General features: G+C 48.6%; 15 protein-coding genes, 1 pseudogene and 1 riboswitch. Of the genes and pseudogenes, 13 read left to right on the forward strand and 3 right to left on the reverse strand.

All coding sequences use genetic code 11. From position 1 onward, the window contains the following. Positions 1-60 precede the first annotated feature (60 nt). On the forward strand, positions 61-906 hold the full coding sequence (locus MHB78_RS04705) for an aldo/keto reductase (protein ID WP_046129226.1): 846 nt from the start codon (positions 61-63) through the stop codon (positions 904-906). Positions 907-942: 36 nt separating this feature from the next. Here MHB78_RS04705 and MHB78_RS04710 read toward each other — a convergent pair whose 3' ends face one another. From MHB78_RS04710 to MHB78_RS04720, 3 genes and pseudogenes are all read right to left on the reverse strand, one after another. After that, the gene (locus MHB78_RS04710) at positions 943-2,394 is read right to left on the reverse strand and encodes an MDR family MFS transporter (protein ID WP_046129227.1); all 1,452 of its coding nucleotides are present in this window, start codon (positions 2,392-2,394) and stop codon (positions 943-945) included. Between the two features lie 201 nt (positions 2,395-2,595). After that, on the reverse strand, positions 2,596-4,455 hold the full coding sequence (locus tag MHB78_RS04715; RefSeq protein WP_046129228.1) for an LTA synthase family protein: 1,860 nt from the start codon (positions 4,453-4,455) through the stop codon (positions 2,596-2,598). Positions 4,456-4,548: 93 nt separating this feature from the next. Further along, positions 4,549-5,019 (reverse strand): annotated as a pseudogene (locus MHB78_RS04720) (metal-dependent hydrolase). 223 nt (positions 5,020-5,242) lie between these two features. On the opposite strand from MHB78_RS04720, the gene sspJ reads away from it, so the two are divergent. The 12 genes from sspJ (at position 5,243) to MHB78_RS04780 (ending at position 20,028) form a co-directional block, all read left to right on the forward strand. Then, complete coding sequence (gene sspJ / locus MHB78_RS04725; protein ID WP_046129267.1) at positions 5,243-5,386, forward strand: small acid-soluble spore protein SspJ; 144 nt, start codon at positions 5,243-5,245, stop codon at positions 5,384-5,386. A 157-nt stretch (positions 5,387-5,543) separates the two neighbouring features. Further along, positions 5,544-5,721: riboswitch (Lysine riboswitch) on the forward strand. A gap of 111 nt (positions 5,722-5,832) precedes the next feature. Further along, complete coding sequence (locus MHB78_RS04730; protein ID WP_046129229.1) at positions 5,833-7,239, forward strand: amino acid permease; 1,407 nt, start codon at positions 5,833-5,835, stop codon at positions 7,237-7,239. 151 nt (positions 7,240-7,390) lie between these two features. Then, complete coding sequence (locus MHB78_RS04735) at positions 7,391-8,455, forward strand: iron ABC transporter permease (RefSeq protein WP_046129230.1); 1,065 nt, start codon at positions 7,391-7,393, stop codon at positions 8,453-8,455. After that, a complete protein-coding gene (locus MHB78_RS04740; protein ID WP_046129231.1) occupies positions 8,456-9,475 on the forward strand; it encodes an iron ABC transporter permease in 1,020 nt (339 codons plus the stop codon). A 63-nt stretch (positions 9,476-9,538) separates the two neighbouring features. Beyond that, positions 9,539-10,306, forward strand: a complete 768-nt coding sequence (locus MHB78_RS04745; RefSeq protein WP_046129268.1) for an ABC transporter ATP-binding protein — start codon at positions 9,539-9,541, stop codon at positions 10,304-10,306. 150 nt (positions 10,307-10,456) lie between these two features. Continuing rightward, the gene (locus tag MHB78_RS04750) at positions 10,457-11,185 is read left to right on the forward strand and encodes a response regulator transcription factor (protein WP_046129232.1); all 729 of its coding nucleotides are present in this window, start codon (positions 10,457-10,459) and stop codon (positions 11,183-11,185) included. Then, positions 11,182-12,927 (forward strand): HAMP domain-containing sensor histidine kinase, encoded by a 1,746-nt coding sequence (locus tag MHB78_RS04755; RefSeq protein ID WP_046129233.1) that lies wholly within the window; start codon positions 11,182-11,184, stop codon positions 12,925-12,927. Before MHB78_RS04750 ends, MHB78_RS04755 begins: the two co-directional genes overlap by 4 nt. Positions 12,928-13,098: 171 nt before the next feature. After that, positions 13,099-14,520 carry a glucuronate isomerase gene (gene uxaC, locus MHB78_RS04760; RefSeq protein ID WP_046129234.1) on the forward strand — a complete coding sequence of 474 codons (1,422 nt, stop codon included), beginning with the start codon at positions 13,099-13,101 and terminating at the stop codon, positions 14,518-14,520. 28 nt (positions 14,521-14,548) lie between these two features. After that, the gene (locus MHB78_RS04765; RefSeq protein ID WP_046129235.1) at positions 14,549-15,937 is read left to right on the forward strand and encodes a glycoside-pentoside-hexuronide (GPH):cation symporter; all 1,389 of its coding nucleotides are present in this window, start codon (positions 14,549-14,551) and stop codon (positions 15,935-15,937) included. Between the two features lie 77 nt (positions 15,938-16,014). Further along, a complete protein-coding gene (locus MHB78_RS04770) occupies positions 16,015-17,013 on the forward strand; it encodes a LacI family DNA-binding transcriptional regulator (protein ID WP_046129236.1) in 999 nt (332 codons plus the stop codon). Positions 17,014-17,074: 61 nt separating this feature from the next. Then, a complete protein-coding gene (locus tag MHB78_RS04775; protein WP_046129237.1) occupies positions 17,075-18,541 on the forward strand; it encodes a tagaturonate reductase in 1,467 nt (488 codons plus the stop codon). Further along, positions 18,538-20,028 carry an altronate dehydratase family protein gene (locus MHB78_RS04780; protein ID WP_046129238.1) on the forward strand — a complete coding sequence of 497 codons (1,491 nt, stop codon included), beginning with the start codon at positions 18,538-18,540 and terminating at the stop codon, positions 20,026-20,028. Before MHB78_RS04775 ends, MHB78_RS04780 begins: the two co-directional genes overlap by 4 nt. The last annotated feature ends 13 nt before the right edge of the window (positions 20,029-20,041 follow it).

A 20,041-nucleotide genomic window follows, 5' to 3' on the forward strand; every position in this document is an offset into this window, starting at 1 on the left:
GAGATAATAGACGTGATGCTTGAAATAGTATCTGAATAAAAAAGAAAGGCGGTCGTTTAAATGGTAAGCAGTTTAAAGGACACTGTGACGTTACATAACGGAGTTAAAATGCCGTGGTTTGGCCTGGGAGTCTTTAAAGTGGAAGAGGGCAGCCAAGTCGTCGAATCTGTGAAAGCAGCGATTAAAAACGGATACCGGAGCATTGATACGGCTGCGATCTATCAAAATGAAGAAGGCGTCGGCAAAGGAATTAAAGAATCAGGCGTTCCCCGTGAGGAGCTTTTCATCACATCTAAGGTGTGGAACAGTGACCAGGGCTACGAAAAAACGCTGGCGGCTTTTGATGAAAGCCTGAGAAAACTTGGCCTTGACTACCTTGATTTATATTTAATTCATTGGCCCGGAAAAGATAAAAGCAAATATAAAGAGACATGGCGCGCCTTGGAGAAGCTGTACAAAGACGGCAAAATCAGAGCGATCGGCGTCAGCAACTTCAACGTGCATCATTTGGAAAGCCTGCTGGAGGAAGCGGAAATCAAACCGATGGTCAATCAGGTTGAATTCCACCCGCGTTTGACGCAGCTCGAATTAAGAGATTACTGCAAAAAACAAGGCATTCAGCTTGAAGCATGGTCTCCGCTGATGCAAGGGAAACTGCTTGACAATGAAGTGCTTGCCGAAATTGCCGGCAAATACAACAAATCGGTCGCGCAAATCATTTTGCGCTGGGATCTGCAAAGCGAAGTCGTAACCATCCCGAAATCGATTAAAGAACACCGAATCATCGAAAACGCCGATATTTTCGACTTCGAACTTTCAAAAGAAGATATGGAAAAAATCAACGCCCTCAACAAAGATGAGCGCGTAGGTCCGGATCCTGAAACGATGACAAACGGATTCGAATAAAATAAATCCCGGGTTCTTAGCGAACCCGGGATTTGTTTATTTTTCGTGAAGCGCAAAGCCGCTTTTCGCAGGCTTTCTTTTATGGTGGTTCAGCCTGCCGCGGTGATTGTGTTTAATGAAAAAGGCAAGGATCAGCCCGATTCCCGACAAACCGGCAGCCGTCATAAAGGCCAGGTTTACGCCGTGAATCATCGCCGTTTCCGTGCCGGGGCCCGCCGGATCAGACAGCGCCCGCTGCGTCATGATCGTAATCAAAATCGCCGTTCCGATTGAGCCTGACATTTGCCTCAACGTGTTGTTCATGGCCGTGCCGTGCGGAATCAAATGGCGCGGCAGCTGATTCAGCCCTGCAGTCGTCACGGGCATTAACACCATCCCCATCCCGACCATCCGAAACGCATAGACGATGGACAGGTAGGCGAAAGGCGTTTTTTCGGACAGATGCGATAGCAGCAGCGTCGTGATAAAAATGGCCGTCAACCCGGTAATGCTTAAAATCCGCGCTCCGATTTTATCGAAAATCCTTCCCGTAATCGGGGACATCAAGCCCATGACAACCGCTCCCGGAAAGAGCATCATTCCTGACTCCATCGCGGTGAAATGGCGCATATCCTGCATGTAGATCGGAACGATCGTCGCCGCTCCGATCATCGCCATAAACACAACCATGCCGATGACTGTAGCGAGCGTAAACATCGGATATTTAAATACCCTGAATTCCAAAATCGGTTCCTTCAGATGGAGCTGTCTCCAAATGAACCAAAACAGGGTGACGGCCCCGACTGCGAAGCCTGTCAGCACGTCCGGACTGGTCCAGCCGTCGACGCCCGCGCTGCTGAAGCCGTAAAGGATGCCGCCGAATCCTAAAGAAGACAAAATGATGGAGGCGGCATCCATCTTAGGCGATGTTTGTTCTGTTACATTTTTTAAAATAAAGAAAGCGACAACCATGTCAATGACCGCGAACGGCAGCAGGAGATAAAACAAGATTTCCCACGGATAACGGTCGACAATCCATCCCGACAAAGTCGGTCCAAGAGCCGGGGCGAAGGCGATGACAAGTCCGACCATCCCCATCGCTGAGCCGCGTTTTTCCTTCGGGAAAATCAAAAGAAGCACGGTCTGCATCAAAGGCATCATGATCCCTGCACCGGCCGCCTGCACGATTCGTCCGGCAATTAAAACGGGAAAGCTGAACGATAAAGCACAGATCAGCGTTCCGGCGGTGAATAAAGACATCGCGGCCATAAACAGCTTTCTCGTCGTGAATTTTTCGATTAAAAATGCCGTAACCGGAATCATAATTCCGTTTACAAGCATAAAAACGGTCGTCAGCCACTGGGCAAGCCCCGGGGTAATGTTCAAATCCCTCATGATCGGGGGAAGGGCCGTCGTCAGCAGCGTCTGGTTTAAAATGGCGATAAAGGTCCCGGTAATCAGTACGGCAACAATCGGCAGTTTATTTATGGTTTGTTTAGTTTCACTCATTTGAAAACCTTCTTATTTTGAGATTTTATAACACTTCATGAAATAATCGGCACCCGAAACAAAATTGTCTATTCATTAGGGTAACGAAGGATGTGCAAATCTGCAAGGGCATTTTAAACATTCGGTATATAATACCCAGCCCGAGCCCCAATGTAAACAGCCCCTCCCAGCCAGCTCTGAATGCTTTGGGAAGGGGAGGCGTTATTGTTTATAAAACCTCAGCAAGTCTCCGTTGATAATTTTGTCGGAAAGGGAAAGCTCTTCAGCCGCTTTCTCAATTAGGGGAGCGCATTTGTCCTCTGGATCCTCTAAAAGCTCTCCGGTTTTTTGATCGTAGCATGCATTTTTCGTATAGAGATAATCATCCGTGATGAAGCTTCCGTTTCGCAGCACGGCAAAAGGCATTCTTTCCTTAGAAAAAAGGTCGTTTCCGAACTGAATCATGCCTTTTGTGTCAATTCCCAATAAATGAAGCAATGTCGGTTTGACATCGATCTGTCCCCCCGTTTCTGACACGGTTCGCGGATTTTTGTCCGTAATTCCGGGGATGTGGATGATCAGCGGAACCCGCTGAAGCTGAACGGTATCGTACGGCGTGATCTCCTTTTTCCCTAAAAATTGAGCGAGCGCTTCATTGTGTGCTTCCGAAATACCGTAATGATCCCCCATCAAGACGATCACTGAATGTTCATACAGGCCGTTTTTTTTCAGCTTCGCGATAAAAGCTTTCAGCGCTTCGTCCTGATAGCGCACCGTCGTCACATAGCGGTTCAAAATCTCACTGTTAGAATTATATTCATCAATCAGCTTATCCTTGTCATCAATCTGAAACGGAAAGTGATTGGTCAAGGTCAGCAGGCTGCTGTAAAACGGCTCCGGCAACTCTTTCATCATGTCGGCGGACTGTGCTAAGAACTCTTTGTCCTTCAGCCCCCAGCCTGTTGAATTATCAGCGGTTACGCTGAAGTGGTCCACATCATAAAAGCGGTCAATACCGAGCGCTTCGTACATGACGTCCCTGTTCCAGAACCTTTTGTTATTGGCGTGAAAGACGGATGATATGTAACCGTGCTGCGCCAGCGTTTTATACATTGAATTGTATTGATTTTCGCTTTTCGTAAAGAAGACAGATCCGCTCAGCGACGGATACAGCGAATTGGCGATGAGGAACTCGGAATCCGATGTTTTCCCCTGTTCGGTCTGCTGATAAAAATGGTCGAAATAATAGCTTTTATGGATGAACTGATTCAAAAACGGGGTGATCTCTTTTCCGTTTACTTTTTCATTGATGACGAAGCTTTGAGTAGATTCGAGCGTCACGAAGATGACGTTTCGTCCTTTTGCGATGCCGAACATGTCTTTGTTCGGTTTGCTGTAGTCGGCTTTTGTATAGTTTTCGATCGTTGCCAGGCTGTTTTCGTCGGCTACCGCTTTTTGCGTCAAATTAAACGTCTGCGTAATTCCGTCGAACAGATGAAATTGAAACAGCCCGATGTTTTTGACGAGCACTTCCCTGTCAAACGAATGGGACAAAAACTTCGGCTGCTCGACCTCTGATAAGGTGAGATTCAGCAGCACGATCCCCGCGGCCGCGCCGTAGTAAATTTTGATCGCTTTTCGCGATGCTTTTGCTTCCGTTTTCCGGCGGGTTTTCGAAAGCCATGCGAGCAGTGCCAGATCAAGGAAAAGAACGATGAAAAGGGGATTGAACAGCTCTTGAAAACTGCTGCCGAGCCCTCCGAGGTTTTTGGCCTGAAACAAAACGGGGATTGTAATGAAATCGATATAGAAACCGTAAAAAATGCAGTTTGCGATCAGAATGCCCGTAAGGATGACATTTGCTGAGAGTAAAAACAGCCGCTTTGTCTTTTCGCGGCAAAAAAGGCTGATGCCGAATACGGGGATGAGAAAGCTAAGCGGGTTTATTAACAGGATCAGCTCCTGAAACGGATTATCAATCCGCAAGTGAAACCCCAGTTTATAGATGAAATACGTCTTCATCCACATGAAAAAAATCGATAAGCATAAAAACCATTGCTTTTTGAAAAAATGTTCTTTCATTTATCAATAGCTCCTCACAAGTTCTTAGCCCCGCATATGTTTAAATTACTAAAAAAAACTTTCGGTGGCAAATAAAGCAATTTGCGCCACATGTCAAGCCATCAAGACGGCGATAAAATAGCATGAAAGAACGGTGAGGGCGGCCATCACGCCCTGTTCGGCTTTGCCGCCCGTTTTGATGTAAAGCGGCAGGCGGATTCTAATTGATGAAGGAAAGAAAAGCTTGATGCCGTTTGTCGTCCCCGCGTCAAGCAGCAGGTGGCTGGCCATTCCCGCCATCAGTCCGGCAAAAATGCTCTGGTTTGTAACATATAAATGTGCCAAAAATCCCGTCACGAACAGAAAGAGCAGGCTGTGCGTGAACGTTCTGTGGCCGAATACAGAGCTGATCAGCGTTGATAAAATTGGAAGCTTCCGCCCTATTTTGCTTTTTGTGTGGCAAATATCGGGTATCAATGCTCCAAAAATGCCTCAAGCGGTTATCAATACGGGATCATACCCATAAAAATAAGCGACAGCCGTACAAGAAGCGACTCCCCCCATGATGTGTGTTTTTCCTGTCATATTCGCTTCTCCTTAAGACCTGATTCCTAAAGAAAACTATATCAGGAGATCTGAAGACCATCAAGACTGATTCTGGAAGGTTTTGGCCGCGATTTTTTCATTTTTGCGGGAAGAAAGAGGCCAAAACGGGAAATTCATGCAGGCCGGACAGCCAAGCTTCCTGCATATTTTTTTAATGAAAAGCCAAATTAGTATTGTACCAAATTTTAAAGAGGTGATTCATGTGGGCTTTTTCTTTAATAAAGATCAGGGAAAAAATAAAGCCAAAGACCATAACGCCGTTCAGGGGGCGCTTGAAGATGCAGGCCAAGCATTAAAAGGAGACCCTCTGCAAGAAGCGGTCAGAAAAAAGAAAAACAATCGATAACCTCTATAGATGATGGGGATCATCCCCGTTCACAATGAAGGCCGCCGAAAAATGGGCGGTCTTCCTGCCGTTTTTTCCATCAGTTCCCTTTGACAGAATAACATTTCTCTGGTAACCTTCGGTTGAGAATATGTGATAAATCCTCACTCTTAACTCTTAGTGAGGTAGAGGTTGCGCGGATGATGAGTAGCGCATGTGAGGCCGGCGAGGGCCCGTGATCATGTGTAAAAGGCATCAGCGCCGAAGCATAAAGAAGCCGACCATTCTTTATGCTGGGTCTGCATTGAATAAGTGCAGGACTGCCGCGGGACTTCCCGCGGAGGGCTATCCGGGGATCAAGAGTGTATGTTATTTTGGCATGGACTTTTGTTCATGCTTTTTTTATTTTTATGATCTCACGGTCTGGTCCGGCATATTTTGATAAAATGCTCGGAGGTATTAGTTGTATGGAACAGACAAAAAAATGGGGTTTCTGGCTTTTAACGGCTTTTGTCGTTGGAAATATGGTCGGCTCCGGGATCTTCATGCTCCCAAGCACGCTCGCGCAGACGGCCAGCCCGCTCGGCGTAACGGCGGCATGGCTGGTGACGGGTGCGGGCGTATTGATGATCGCGCTCGTATTCGGCCATTTATCGATTCGCCGTCCTGATCTCAAAGCGGGGCCGCAAAGCTATGCAAGGGCGCTGTTTTCAGACCCGAAAAAGGGAAACGCAGCGGGCTTTACGATGGTGTGGGGTTACTGGGTTGCCAGCTGGATCAGCAACGTGGCCATCATCACGAGCCTTGCCGGTTATTTGACGACATTCCTGCCGATTTTGACTGATAAGCGCGAGATGTTTGAACTTGGCGGACATCCCGTAACACTCGGGCAGCTGCTCACATTCATCGCATGCACGATTCTATTGTGGGGCACTCATTTCATTCTCGTCTCCAGTATAAACGGAGCAGGAAAGCTCAACTTTTTGACGACGTTTTCCAAGGTGCTCGGGTTTGTCCTGTTTATTGTAGCTGGATTATTCGTATTTCAAGTGTCTTTATTTCATTCATTTTATTTTCCTGTTGAGGCGGACGGAAAAAGCATCGGGCTCGGCGGCCAGGTCCATAATGCGGCGATTTCTACGCTGTGGGCGTTTGTCGGCATCGAGTCAGCCGTTATTTTGTCGGGGCGCGCATCATCACAGCGCGATGTGAAACGTGCCACGATCACCGGGCTGTTGATCGCACTCAGCATTTATATGATCATTACGTTAATTACAATGGGCATTATTCCGCACGATCAGCTCCAGGCATCGAATAAACCGTTTGTTGATGTGCTGCATGCAATTATCGGCGGCTTCGGCAGCGTGGTCATGGCCATTTTGGCGATCATTTCATTGTTCGGATCAATGCTTGGCTGGATTTTGATCGGATCTGAGGTTCCGTATCAAGCGGCAAAAGCAGGCGATTTTCCCGCTTTCTTTGCAAAGACGAACAAAAAAGGAAGTCCCGTCAATTCGCTGATCATTACGAACTTAATGTCGCAAATCTTTATTTTCTCCACGATTTCGGGGACGATCAGTCAGGCCTTTACGTTTTTGACGACATCTGCGACGCTCGCTTATCTCGTACCGTATCTCATTGCGGCTTTGTTCAGCCTGAAGCTTATCATTAAAGGAGATACGTATGATGAACTGAAAGGATCAAGAACAGGCGACGGCATCATTGCCCTGTGCGCTCTCGGATATTCTTTGTGGGTCATCATTTCGGGAACTGCAGATTGGCTGACCTTTATATTGGGAATCGGCTTGTTCTTTGTCGGCCTCATCATCTACCCGTTTGCGGCCAAAAAGTTCAGCCGGAATCAACAATCTTAAAGCCTGAGGCCCGCGGTCTTCATCTGAAGATATGCGGGCTTTTTTTCAATCTGAAAAAATTTTTTATTAAACATTTAGTCTGAGCCTGATATACTATAAGATGAAAATGATAATCGTTATCGATTGTATAAATAGAAAGGAATGGCATCGATTGGGGTCATACAGGAATATTCATCAGACCAATGACAGGGACGAGCCGGAAAACGAACAGCTTCCGGTTAGCCGTCCTCTTGGCGCCGTTTTTATTCTTCTAGGCGGAACGTTGATTTTGCTGTTCGGCGCGGCTTTGTCGATTGTGCTCGGTGCGGCTGATATCAAGCTCAGCACGGTGTGGAACGCGCTTTTTCACTTCGATTCAAAAAATACGGCACATCAGATTATTTGGGAACTCAGGCTTCCGAGGACGGTCAGCGCCATACTTGTCGGCGCTTGCCTGGCCGTTTCCGGTGCGATCATGCAGGGCATGACGAGAAATCCGCTCGCATCGCCCGAAATTATGAGCGTAACGGATGGCTCTGCTTTTGCGGTCGCAGTCGCTTTTGCCTTTTTTCCCGGAATTTCTTCGCTCGGGCTTTTGGGTTGGTCATTTGCCGGAGCGGGTTTGGGAGCTGCGATCGTTTTTGCGGTCGGAATGCTCTCAAAGGGCGGACTTACTCCTGTAAAGCTCGCTTTGGCGGGAACTGCAGTCGGCACGCTGCTTAGAGCGCTGTCGTCGGCTATTGCGATTCATTTCGATGTGGCTCGCGATGTGAGCTTTTGGTATGCGGGCGGAATCGCCGGCATGAAATGGTCGAGCGTTGAGCTGCTGGCTCCCGCGGCCGCCCTGGGGCTCTTGCTTGTCTTTTTCATCGCCCGTTCGGTTACCATCTTAAGCCTTGGAGAAGAAGTGGCAAAAGGGCTCGGCCAATCGACAAAAACGGTCAAAGTGATCGGGGTCGCCTCCGTCGTTTTGCTGACGGGGGCCGCTGTATCAGTAGCTGGGACGATCGGCTTCATCGGCTTGATCATCCCGCATATTGCCCGCTTTTTGGCAGGCGTGGATTACCGCTGGATCATCCCGTGCTCGGCTGTGCTTGGGGCCGTGCTTCTTCTGTGTGCCGACATATGCGCAAGGATGATCAATCCTCCTTTTGAAACGCCGGTCGGAGCGGTGACTGCGCTTGTCGGCGTACCGTTCTTTCTCTATTTGGCCCGGCGCGAAGGGAGGGGACTGTAAATGGAGACGCTCAAGAACAAAAACGGCCGTGCCGTTATGATCATGCTTTTCATGGCTGCGCTGATCCTCGGTGTATTTTTATTAAGCCTGAACATGGGTGAGATCCGGATTGCTCCGTTTGACGCGCTGAAAACGTTATTTGGAGGAGGAACGCCGCAGGATGAGCTTGTCTTATTTGAATTCCGCCTGCCGCGGATGATTCTGGCCGCGCTTATCGGTGCCGGGATTGCAGCAGCAGGGGCCGTCTGGCAGGGCGTATCCAAAAACGACCTCGCTGATCCGGGGATTTTGGGAATCAATGCCGGAGCGGGCTTTGCCGTTGTCATATTTATTTTCTTCTTTCAGGGGGCCGGAGGCGGCTTTGATGCAAATGCCGCGTTTTCCTTGCCGATTTTTGCATTTGCAGGAGCCTGCATCGCGGTCGTCCTCATTTATTTGTTCGCCTGGAAAAAGGGGCTGAACCCGGTTCGCCTCGTCTTGGTCGGAATCGGAATCAATACGGCGTTCGGGGCGGCAATTTTGATGCTGCAGCTGAAAATGAATCCGAACGATTTCATGCAGGCGACCGTATGGCTGTCGGGAAACATTTGGAGCGCAAACTGGAGCTTTGTTTCGGCAATCCTTCCGTGGATTGTCCTGCTGATTCCTTTTATCTTTTATAAGGCGCGCTATTTAAATGTACTTAATCTCGGCGATCAGATCGCAGCCGGGCTTGGAACGGCCGTTGAAAAAGAACGGCTCGTGCTCCTGCTGGCCGCATCCGCCCTCAGCGGCGCCTGCGTGGCGGCGGGGGGCAACATCACGTTTCTCGGTCTTGTTGCGCCTCATATCGCAAGAAGGCTCGTCGGGCCGAAGCATCAGCTGTTGATTCCGGCATCTGCACTGACCGGGGCGTTGCTCTTGTTGCTGGCCGACTTGATCGGAAGGACGCTCCTTGCGCCTTCGGAGATTCCGGTAGGGCTCGTCATTTCCGTTTTGGGCGCGCCGTATTTTATCTATTTGCTGATGAAAACAAACTAAAGAAGGGAAGATTGCAAGGTGTCTCTTTCTACAAACGATCTGGGGATTGGCTACGGCGAGCAGATGATCGTCGAAAACCTGAACCTTACGATACCAAAGGGGAAAATCACGACCATGATCGGGCCGAACGGGTGCGGGAAATCAACGATTTTAAAAACGATGGCCCGAATCCACCGTTCGAAAACCGGTGCCGTCCATTTGAACGGAAAAGCGATCCATCAATTGCCGACGAAGGAGATCGCCAAGCAAATGGCGATCCTTCCGCAAACGCCTGAAGCCCCGGGCGGACTGACCGTATATGAGCTTGTCGCATACGGCCGCTTCCCACATCAAAAAGGAATGGGCAGACTGACGAAAGACGACCGCCGCATCATCGAATGGTCGCTTGATGTCACGGGGATGCTGGCGTTTCATGATCGGCCGATCGAAGCCCTTTCCGGCGGTCAGCGCCAGCGCGTCTGGATCGCGATGGCCCTTGCCCAGGAGACGGAGCTGCTTCTGCTTGACGAGCCGACGACCTACTTGGATTTGGCCCACCAGCTCGAAATCCTGAAGCTGTTGGAAAAGCTCAATAAAGATGAGGGACGGACGATCCTGATGGTCATCCACGATCTGAATCATGCAGCCCGCTTCGCCCATCACATGGTTGCATTAAACAGCGGGAAGATCGTAAAAGAGGGGGCGCCAGAAGATGTCATGACGCCGGAAGTCCTGCGGAAGGTGTTTCAAATCGATGCGGAGATCGCTGTAGACCCGCGCACCGGAAAACCGATATGCCTGACCTATGACCTTCTTGAGAATGAAGAGGCCAAAAGGCTGGCAACCGGATGAACAGACACGCAAACTGGTGTCTGTTTTTTCTTTTTCAAAAAGAAAATTTCTAAATTTTACTTTAAAATCCGAAAACGGCAGCCGATACACCTAAGATAGATGTTAAGATGAGGATATAAAACATGATGCTGACAGAAAGGAAAGAAGAAAGTGGAGAATGCAACGATTTTGATTGTGGATGATGAGGACGCCATTGTCCAAATGGTAAAGCGCGTCCTTACAAAAGAAGGCTTTACAGAAGTCCTGACTGCAAACAGCGCTGAAGAGGCCCTTGATCTCGTCAAAAAAGAGACCGTACATATGATTCTTCTCGATGTCATGATGCCGGGGCAGACCGGATTTGAAGTATCACCTGAGCTCCGGCGGCATACAAACGCCCCGATCTTTTTTCTGACGGCGAAAACGTCGGACCTTGATAAGCTGTCGGGCTTTGCGTACGGGGCGGATGACTACATAACGAAACCGTTTAATCCGCTCGAATTAATCGCGAGAATCAAAGCTCATTTAAAGCGGACATACATACAGAAGGAAGTCGCGGCCGCTGCGGTAACGTCTTCATACGAATATGAACGCTTCACGTTCCATCCGGATTTCGCGGAGCTGATTGTCGACGGCGAGGCTGTCAGCTGTTCGGCGCAGCTGCTTCAGCTCCTCCAATACTTTTGCGACCATCCGAACAGGGTGCTTTCAAAGGATCAGATCTACGAAAAAGTATGGGGGGTCCCTTCTTACGGAGACAGCAACACCGTCATGGTTCATATCCGAAAGCTGAGGGAAAAAATCGAAAGAGACCCGAGCAATCCCGAGTACATCGTAACGATTCGCGGTTTGGGGTATAAGTTCATTCCGAACCAGGCAAGAAAAGAGAGTGAAGGATGAGGCTCAGGGGAAAATTAGTTCTGCATTTTACAAGCCAGATTTTTCTGATTTTAATGCTTGTCATCGCCGTCCTGTCCCTGTCCTTTATTTTTTTCGCGCTGCGCCTGAGCGAAAGCGAAGCTGATGCAGGTTTGGCGAAAGCCACTTCAGACACGTTTGAAACCTGGGTCACCATTGATTACGATAACAATTGGCACATTGATGACACATTAAAAGCGGCTGTCGATAAGCAGCGGGGCTGGCTGCAAATACTAAACGAGAAAGAAAAGACGGTGTATTCCTACGATCTTCCCCGGGAGATCCAAAGGGAGTACCACAAAGAAGACCTCGTAACGGCTTTTTCACGAAAAAAGATCGGCAAGTATCAAGTCAATTTTTGGTCTGCAAATTTAAATGAGAAGGATTATGTTATTCTCTTCGGCTGGGAGTCGAAAAGCGAAACGATTCTGAGCTATTTGGAGAAGGAGGAAAAAAATCCGTCAACCCTTTCCTCCTATAAAAAAAGCACACTCGATTTCATTAAGAAAAACAAAGGATCCGTTTATTTGTTTAATGAAAAAGGGAAACTTTTACAATCGATTTTCTCGGATATCGACTACAGCAAAGGCATTACAGAATTAGAGCTTTTGAAGTATCAATCAAAGCCGTGGAACTACGAGCATGAATTTTCATACAGGCGTCTGAGCGCTACGGAGTGGCTGATCGCGGCCACGCCGAATCCGATTTATAATCCGGACCATGAGTTTAACCGGTCGATAATCGGCCTTGCCTTAAAAATCATCGTCCTGATGATCGGCATCCTGCTCTTTTCAATTACGATCATGACCCTGTGGTACTCTTTCCGGTTCGGCATGCCGATCATCCATTCAATTAAATGGGTCGTCAACCTCTCAAAAGGGCGGTTTGAAGAGCCGAAAAACCGCAAAGGCCTGCCGAGAAGCCGCAATAAAAAAGGGAAAAGAAAGCAACCGTACCGCTTGTTTAACGAAGTATTCGAATCGATGGAGCAGCTGACGGAAACGTTGAAGAAAGATGAGCAGGACCGGAAAAAAATCCAGGCAACAAGAGAGGAATGGATTGCCGGGCTTTCCCATGATTTAAAAACGCCGCTCAGCACGATCTATGGGTACAGCATGATGCTCGAATCCCCAAATTATGAATGGTCAAAAGAAGAAATTTCCGAAATCGGCCAGGTCATGAAAGAAAAGTCGGATTACATGTCACAGCTCATTGAAGATTTGAATTTAACATACAGGCTCAAAAACGGCGCGCTCCCGATCAAACGGGAAACGGTCAGGCTTGTGCCGTTTTTAAGAAAGGTTGTCGAAGAATTTAAGCGCTACCCGTTTTCAGAGGGGTATCAGGTGTCCTTTGAATCTCAATTAGAAGATACCGAGTTTTCGATTGATAAAGGCTGGTTCAGAAGGATTTTGGAAAACCTGCTGGCCAATGCGGTCAAACACAATGAAAAAGGCACCGAGATCAAAGTTATTCTTGAAGAAACAAAACAGCACATCGTTCTTAAAATTGCCGACAACGGCAGGGGCATGGACTCTGAAACCGTCTCTAAATTATTCAACCGCTATTACAGGGGGACGCATACGAAAGATTCGACAGAAGGAAGCGGACTCGGCCTCGCGATTTCGCTCGAGCTCGTCCATCTTCATGACGGATGCATCGAAGTCGACAGCCGGACGGGATACGGGACCGAGATTACGATGGAATTTAAGAAAAAGCAATAAAAGAAAGGGGCTGCCGGCTTTAACCGTGCAGCTTCTTTCTTATGCACTGAGAAAATTATGGAAAAATAGAAGCGGCTGGTATAAAATAAGATTGAATGTTAACGTTCACATTTTTCTGATGCATCATTTTGTTAACGTTAACAAAAAACGATCAAAGGAAGGTGAAGAACAGTGAAAGCGTTTCTGGCCGACGATTTTCTTTTAACAACCGATACGGCGGCAAAGCTGTATCACGAGTATGCCAAAGGAATGCCGATCATCGATTACCACTGTCACTTAAGTCCGAAGGAGATCTATGAAAACAAAACCTTCAAAAATATCACCGAGGCGTGGCTGTACGGCGACCATTACAAATGGAGGGCGATGCGGGCGAACGGCATAGCGGAGGAGTACATTACAGGGAACGCGTCTGATGAAGAAAAATTCAATGCCTGGGCCAAGACCGTGCCGATGACGATCGGCAATCCGCTTTATCATTGGACTCATTTGGAGCTGCGGAGGTTTTTCGGCGTTTATGAGCTGCTTGACGAAAAGAGCGCGCCCGCGGTTTGGAACAATGTGAACGAGCAGCTAAACGGAGAAGGCTTTGGTGCAAGAGATCTGATCGAAAAATCCAACGTTGAAACAGTCGTGACGACAGATGATCCGACCGACAGCCTGGAATACCATTTGAAGCTGAAAAACGACGACTTTCGTGTAAGCGTTTTACCTGGATTCAGGCCTGATAAAGCGCTGGAAATCAATCAGGAAGGCTTTACAGGCTGGGTGAAAAAGCTCGAAGAAGCAAGCGGCATTGCAATCAGCGGATACGCCGATTTTTTGGAAGCGCTTAAAAAGCGGATCGAGTTTTTCCATGAAGCAGGGGGCCGGATCTCAGACCATGCCATCAACCAAATGACATATACGGATACAGACGAAAAAGAAGTGCGGCCGATTTTTGCTAAAGCGATGAACGGCGAAAAGGTCACGCCTGAAGAGGAAACGGCATTCAAGTCGTTCACTCTCCATGTACTCGGGGCTTGTTACGCGGAAAAAGGCTGGGCGATGCAGCTGCATATTAACGCTTTGCGAAACAACAGCAGCAAAATGTACGCGCGGCTTGGGCCTGATACGGGGTATGACGCCATCAACGATCAGGATATCGCAAAGCCTTTGTGCCGGTTTCTCGATTCTCTCGACAGAATAGACGCGCTCCCGAAAACGATTCTTTATTCGTTAAATCCGCGCGACAATGTCGTGATTTCAAGCCTTGCAGGAAGCTTTCAGGACGGAAGGGTACCGGGGAAAATTCAGCATGGGACGGCATGGTGGTTCAACGATACGAAAGACGGCATGCATGAACAAATGAAATCGCTTGCAAATATAGGGCTGTTAAGCCGTTTTATCGGCATGCTGACGGATTCGCGAAGTTTTCTCTCTTACACGAGGCACGAATATTTCAGGCGTCTAGTCTGCGATGTGATCGGCGGATGGGCGGAAAACGGCGAAGCGCCGGATGACATCGAACTGCTCGGACGAATCGTGAAAGGAATCAGCTATGAAAATGCAAAGCAATATTTTCAGTTTGAGGTGAAAGACCGCTTGAAAGCTTAAAAAATGATTGCAGAGGAGCTGCTTTCCCATGGAAATATCGACGGACAGACAGACTGAAACGGTCGTCGCAACTGACGAGAAATTGAGTTTAAAAGAAAAGATTTCTTATGGTTTTGGAGATTTTGGGAATGGGTTCATGTTTGACCTCGGACAGCTTTATCTATTGAAATTTTTTACCGATGTTGCCGGGATTCCGGCGGCCGCGGCCGGAGGAATCTTTCTTGTGAGCAAGCTTTTTGCCGCCGTTGTCGATCCGATCGTGGGGACATCCATCGATTACCGGAAGCGCATCGGGCCGAAAGGCAAATTCAGGCCTTATTTATTATACGGAAGCATCGTGCTCGCGATTTTGACCGTCCTGACGTTCATCTCTCCGAACCTTTCGCCGACGGGCAAATTAATCTATGCGTATGCCTCATATATGATCTGGGGAATCGGCTATTCATTCGTCAACATTCCGTACGGCTCGCTCGGCGCTGCCATGACGCAAAATGCGGTTGACCGGACATCGCTTGCATCCTTCCGGCAGGCCGGTTCGCTCGGCGCGCTATTCGTAACAAGCATTGTCGTCATTCCGATGATCGTCAGATTTGACAATCCGGTAGTCGCGTATCCGGTCGTCATGGGGCTGATGTCAATGCTCGGCGTGCTGTTTTTCTACATCTGCTACCGGAACTGCCAGGAACGGATCATCGTCAAGGACCAAAAGTATAAAGAGGAGAAAGTGACGCTCAAGGCCATTTCAAAAACGTTTTTTACAAACAAACCGCTGCTGACGCTGATTCTTATGACGGTTTTCACGATTTCCGCGTACAATCTCAAATCGGCGATGCTCGTCTATTTCGCCGAATACAATCTCGGAAATGCCGAGCTGATGGCATCGATGAACTTCATCATCATCGGTTCATCCTTTATCGGCGTCATCATGCTGCCGAAGCTTGTCAAAATGTTCGGCAAAAAGAAAACCGCGATTCTCGGCCTTGCGCTTTCCGTCGTAGCCGACGTCATCAACTTCGCCATGCCGAGCAACGTCTTTTTATTTACGATTCTCGCAAGCATCGCATTTATCGGCATCAGCATTCCGAACGGGATCACTTGGGCTTTTGTATCAGATGCGATCGATTACGGCGAATGGAGAACAGGGGAGCGTAAGGAAGGGACCGTCTACTCGTTATTCAATTTCTCAAGAAAGCTGGCACAGTCGCTTTCAGGCTTCTTATCAGGAATCGGGCTCAGCATCGTCGGCTACGTTCCGAACGTTGCCCAAAAAGCGGGGACCCTTCTCGGCATCAAAGCGATTCTGCTTTTATATCCGGCAGTAGCCCTGTCGATTGCGATGCTTGTGATCGGCTATTTATACCGGCTGACGGATGAAAAGCACGCCGAAATGGTTGCCGGCCTGAAATCGAGAACATAGCGGAAATCCTCTGACAAGCGCTCATCTTATGATAAACTGATGGTATGAAACAGCACGTAAAAGGCAGGTTAAAATGAATGTCAGTAACGATTAAAGATATTGCCAGGCTGGCGAATGTATCGCACACCACAGTATCCAGAGCGCTGAACGGCAGTCCGCTGATCAAAGAAAAAACGAAAAAGAAAATACTCGATATCGCAGCCGAAATGAATTATAAACCGAATTTTAACGCGAAAAGCCTTGTGACGCAAAAATCGTTTACGGTCGGCCTGTTTTTGACAAGCCTGACGGACGGTACATCGTCGAGTTTTTTTGCCGATGTTTTGCGCGGCGTCAACAATGTAATTGACGAAAGCTATAATATGTTCGTCAGGGGAATCGACGATTACCATGACTTGTCATTCGTCCACCGCAACCGCTATGACGGCATCATCCTGATCAGCCAAAGCGAGCGCGACCAGGCGTTTATCGATCATGTGACAGGGCAGAATATCCCGATTGTCGTGTTGAACAGAAAGATTGAAAGGCCGTCTGTCATCAATATTTTGGCCAATGAGAAAGAGGGGGCATATTTGGCGGCTTCTCATTTTATCGAAAACGGCCATAAGCGGATCGCGATGGTGCAGGGAAAACAGGGGTTCAAATCGTCCCAGGAAAGGCTTGACGGCTTCCTAGACGCGCTTCGTGCGCACGGCGTCCCGGTTCAAAGCGAATACCTTGCAAGCGGAGATTATACGATGAAAAGCGGCTACAGTGCGGTGGAAAAGCTGCTGAAATTGAAGAATCCGCCGACTGCCCTGTTTTGTGCGAATGACGATATGGCGATCGGAGCGATGAATGCGCTTTATGCAAACGGAAAACGCTGTCCTGACGACATATCGATCATCGGATTTGATGATATCGGCTTTTCCGCATATACGACGCCGTCTTTAACAACTGTTAAAAAACCGACTGAAAAAATCAGTGTGCTTGGGGCGGAAAGTTTGCTGTCCGTCATCGAAAATCCGGAGACAAAAGGCGGCCAGACGCTGATCAGCACCGAACTGGTCATCCGGAATTCCGTCAGGAGATTGTAGCATCATTCCTGATGCACGGACAAAATGTGAACGTGTGCAAATAGAAGAGGAGGGGATGAAAGTGGAGCGGCTGTCCAAATACATAAGGTCAAAGCCGGCATACCCCGAACGGATTTTACAGATCGGGGAAGGAAATTTTATGAGAGGGTTCATCGACTGGCAGATTCATAAATTAAATGAAGAGACTGATTTTAAAGGCAGTGCTGTCGTCGTTCCTCCGCGGCGAGGCTCGATTGAGACCCTGAATGAACAGGATGGGCTTTATACGCTTTATCTTGAAGGCTTCCAAGAGGGGCGGGAAATCCGTGAATCGACTGTCATTACTGCGCTCAGCAGGGGCATCAGCAGCTATGAGCATTACGATGAATTTATGGCGGTCGCCGATCAGCCGGATTTGCGGTTCGTCTTTTCCAATACGACCGAAGCAGGCATCTCATTTATGGAGGAAGACCGGCTGTCAGACCGTCCGCAGAAAAGTTTCCCCGGAAAGCTGACTGCCTTTTTATACAGACGATATCTCACCTTCAACGGAAGCGAACAGAAGGGCCTTGTGATGATTCCGTGTGAACTTCTTGACGACAACGGCGACAAGCTGAAGGAGATCGTGCTGCGGTATGCTGATTTGTGGGGGCTTGAAAAAGGATTCAGCGAGTGGATTGAACGCGCGAATGCATTTTGCAATACGCTTGTAGACAGGATTGTTCCGGGTTTTCCGAAAGACAAAGTCGCTGAGCTTGAGGAAGCCGCCGGCTACCGCGATTCCCTGATTGTCACCGCAGAGCCGTATCACTTGTTTGTCATCGACGGCCCCGATTGGCTAAAAAAAGAGCTTCCGCTCCATGAGGCCGGGCTGAACGCGGTGTTTGTCGATGATGTGGCGCCTTACAGGGTGAGAAAAGTGAGAATTTTAAACGGCGCACATACCGCGATGACGCCGGTCGCTTATTTGGCCGGGCTTGATACGGTTCGCGAAGCGGCCGAGGATGATCTTGTCGGTTCATTTGTCAAAGATCTGCTCACATATGAGGTTATCCCGACGATTGATCTGCCGGAGCAGCAATTAACGGCCTATGCGGATGAGATTCTTGACAGGTTCAGAAATCCGTTTATCCGCCATCAATTGCTCGATATTTCCTTGAATTCGTTCGCCAAATTCAAAGTCAGAAACTTGCCGGTCATCATGGAACATCTCAATAAAAACGGCAAGCTTCCCCAAAGAACCGTCTTTGCTTTAGGCGCGCTGATTTGCTTTTACAAAGGCAAACGAGGTCATTCGGATATCCCATTGGCAGATGATCCGGAGACGCTGTCTTTTCTGAAGATGATCTGGACGGATGAAACAGACGCCGCAGAAATCGCGCGCCGCGTCCTTGGATCTGAAAAGCTGTGGGGGCAAAACTTGAACGAATGGCCGGACTTAGCTGCAATGGTGGCGCAGCATATAGAAGACATCGAGCAGACCGGCATGACCGAATCGCTCAAAAAACTGATGAACAGCCAAAGGCTGAAACTGGGGGATCTATCATGAAAGACTTCCTGATCATCAATCCGTCAGATAACGTCGGAATCGCATTAAGGGATTTACAGGCAGGTGAAACGATCACTGCGGGCGATCAGACGATCCAAATTAAAAGCCCGATTATGAAAGGGCACAAATTTGCTTTGACAGACATTGCCGAAAATGAAAACGTCATCAAATACGGTTTTCCGATCGGACACGCCGCAGAACCGATCGAAAAAGGCGAATGGGTGCATACAAACAATACGAAAACAAATCTGGGCGGTGTCGAAGAGTACAGCTATCAGCCGAGGTTTACGGAAAATCCGTACAGAAAAGAGCCGCTCACCTTTAAAGGCTTTAAACGAAAAGACGGCAGCACGGGCATCAGAAACGAGCTTTGGATCGTGCCGACGGTCGGCTGCGTAAACGGAGTCGCTGAGCTGATCATCAAAGAGTTTACGGCTGATATCGGGGATATGGCGCCATTTGAAAGCGTGCACGTGCTGAAGCATCAATACGGCTGTTCACAGCTCGGCGATGACCATATCAATACGAGGACGATCCTCTCCAATGCCGTGAAGCATCCGAATGCGGGCGGTGTGCTTGTGCTCGGCCTCGGCTGTGAAAACAACGGCATTCACGAATTTCGCGAAGCGCTCGGGGACTATGATGAAGGCCGCGTAAAATTTCTTCTTTCCCAGGAGGTTGCAGACGAAGTCGCTGAAGGTGTGAAGCTTTTGAAAGACATATATGAACATGCTAAATCCGACCGCCGCGAGGATGTTCCGCTTTCAGAACTAAAAATCGGGCTGAAATGCGGCGGTTCTGATGGTTTTTCGGGCATTACCGCGAATCCGCTGCTCGGGCGTCTGTCCGATTTTCTGATCGCCCAAGGCGGGACGGCGGTCTTGACCGAGGTTCCGGAAATGTTCGGGGCGGAAACGCTTTTGATGGAACGGGCCGAAAACGAAGAGGTCTTTCATAAGATCGTCCGCTTGATCAACGACTTCAAGCAATATTTCATTGATCACCGGCAGCCGGTGTATGAAAACCCGTCTCCCGGAAATAAAGCGGGCGGCATTACCACATTGGAGGATAAATCGCTCGGCTGTACGCAAAAAGCCGGAACATCAAAGGTAACAGATGTGCTTGAATATGGGGAAATCTTGAGGAAAAAAGGGCTGAATTTGCTGAGCGCGCCAGGCAACGACCTTGTCGCTTCATCGGCGCTTGCCGCTTCAGGATGCCAAATCGTCCTGTTTACGACAGGCCGGGGCACGCCTTTTGGCACCTTCGTACCGACGATGAAAATCTCGACGAACACGAATATATATGAAACAAAGCCTCACTGGATCGATTTTAATGCGGGCCGGGTGCTCGAAGACCTTTCTGAAGAAGAGATGCTGAGGGAGCTGATCGCTTATTTGCTCGAAGCGGCAAGCGGAAAACAGCTCAACAATGAAAAGAACGGTTTCAGAGAACTTGCGATCTTTAAAACAGGCGTCACGCTGTAAGGGGGATATTCAT

Origin of the sequence: Bacillus sp. FSL K6-0138 (assembly GCF_037982765.1) — a bacterium.
GTDB classification, from domain to species: domain Bacteria; phylum Bacillota; class Bacilli; order Bacillales; family Bacillaceae; genus Bacillus; species Bacillus glycinifermentans.

Coding starts and splice junctions, on each gene's coding strand:
- MHB78_RS04740 (WP_046129231.1), top strand. CDS start 8,456: ATGGAGACGCTCAAGAACAAAAACGGCCGTGCCGTTATGATCATGCTT.
- MHB78_RS04710 (WP_046129227.1), bottom strand. CDS start 2,394: ATGAGTGAAACTAAACAAACCATAAATAAACTGCCGATTGTTGCCGTA.
- MHB78_RS04745 (WP_046129268.1), top strand. CDS start 9,539: ATGATCGTCGAAAACCTGAACCTTACGATACCAAAGGGGAAAATCACG.
- MHB78_RS04770 (WP_046129236.1), top strand. CDS start 16,015: ATGTCAGTAACGATTAAAGATATTGCCAGGCTGGCGAATGTATCGCAC.
- MHB78_RS04705 (WP_046129226.1), top strand. CDS start 61: ATGGTAAGCAGTTTAAAGGACACTGTGACGTTACATAACGGAGTTAAA.
- MHB78_RS04765 (WP_046129235.1), top strand. CDS start 14,549: ATGGAAATATCGACGGACAGACAGACTGAAACGGTCGTCGCAACTGAC.
- MHB78_RS04755 (WP_046129233.1), top strand. CDS start 11,182: ATGAGGCTCAGGGGAAAATTAGTTCTGCATTTTACAAGCCAGATTTTT.
- MHB78_RS04730 (WP_046129229.1), top strand. CDS start 5,833: ATGGAACAGACAAAAAAATGGGGTTTCTGGCTTTTAACGGCTTTTGTC.
- MHB78_RS04780 (WP_046129238.1), top strand. CDS start 18,538: ATGAAAGACTTCCTGATCATCAATCCGTCAGATAACGTCGGAATCGCA.
- MHB78_RS04715 (WP_046129228.1), bottom strand. CDS start 4,455: ATGAAAGAACATTTTTTCAAAAAGCAATGGTTTTTATGCTTATCGATT.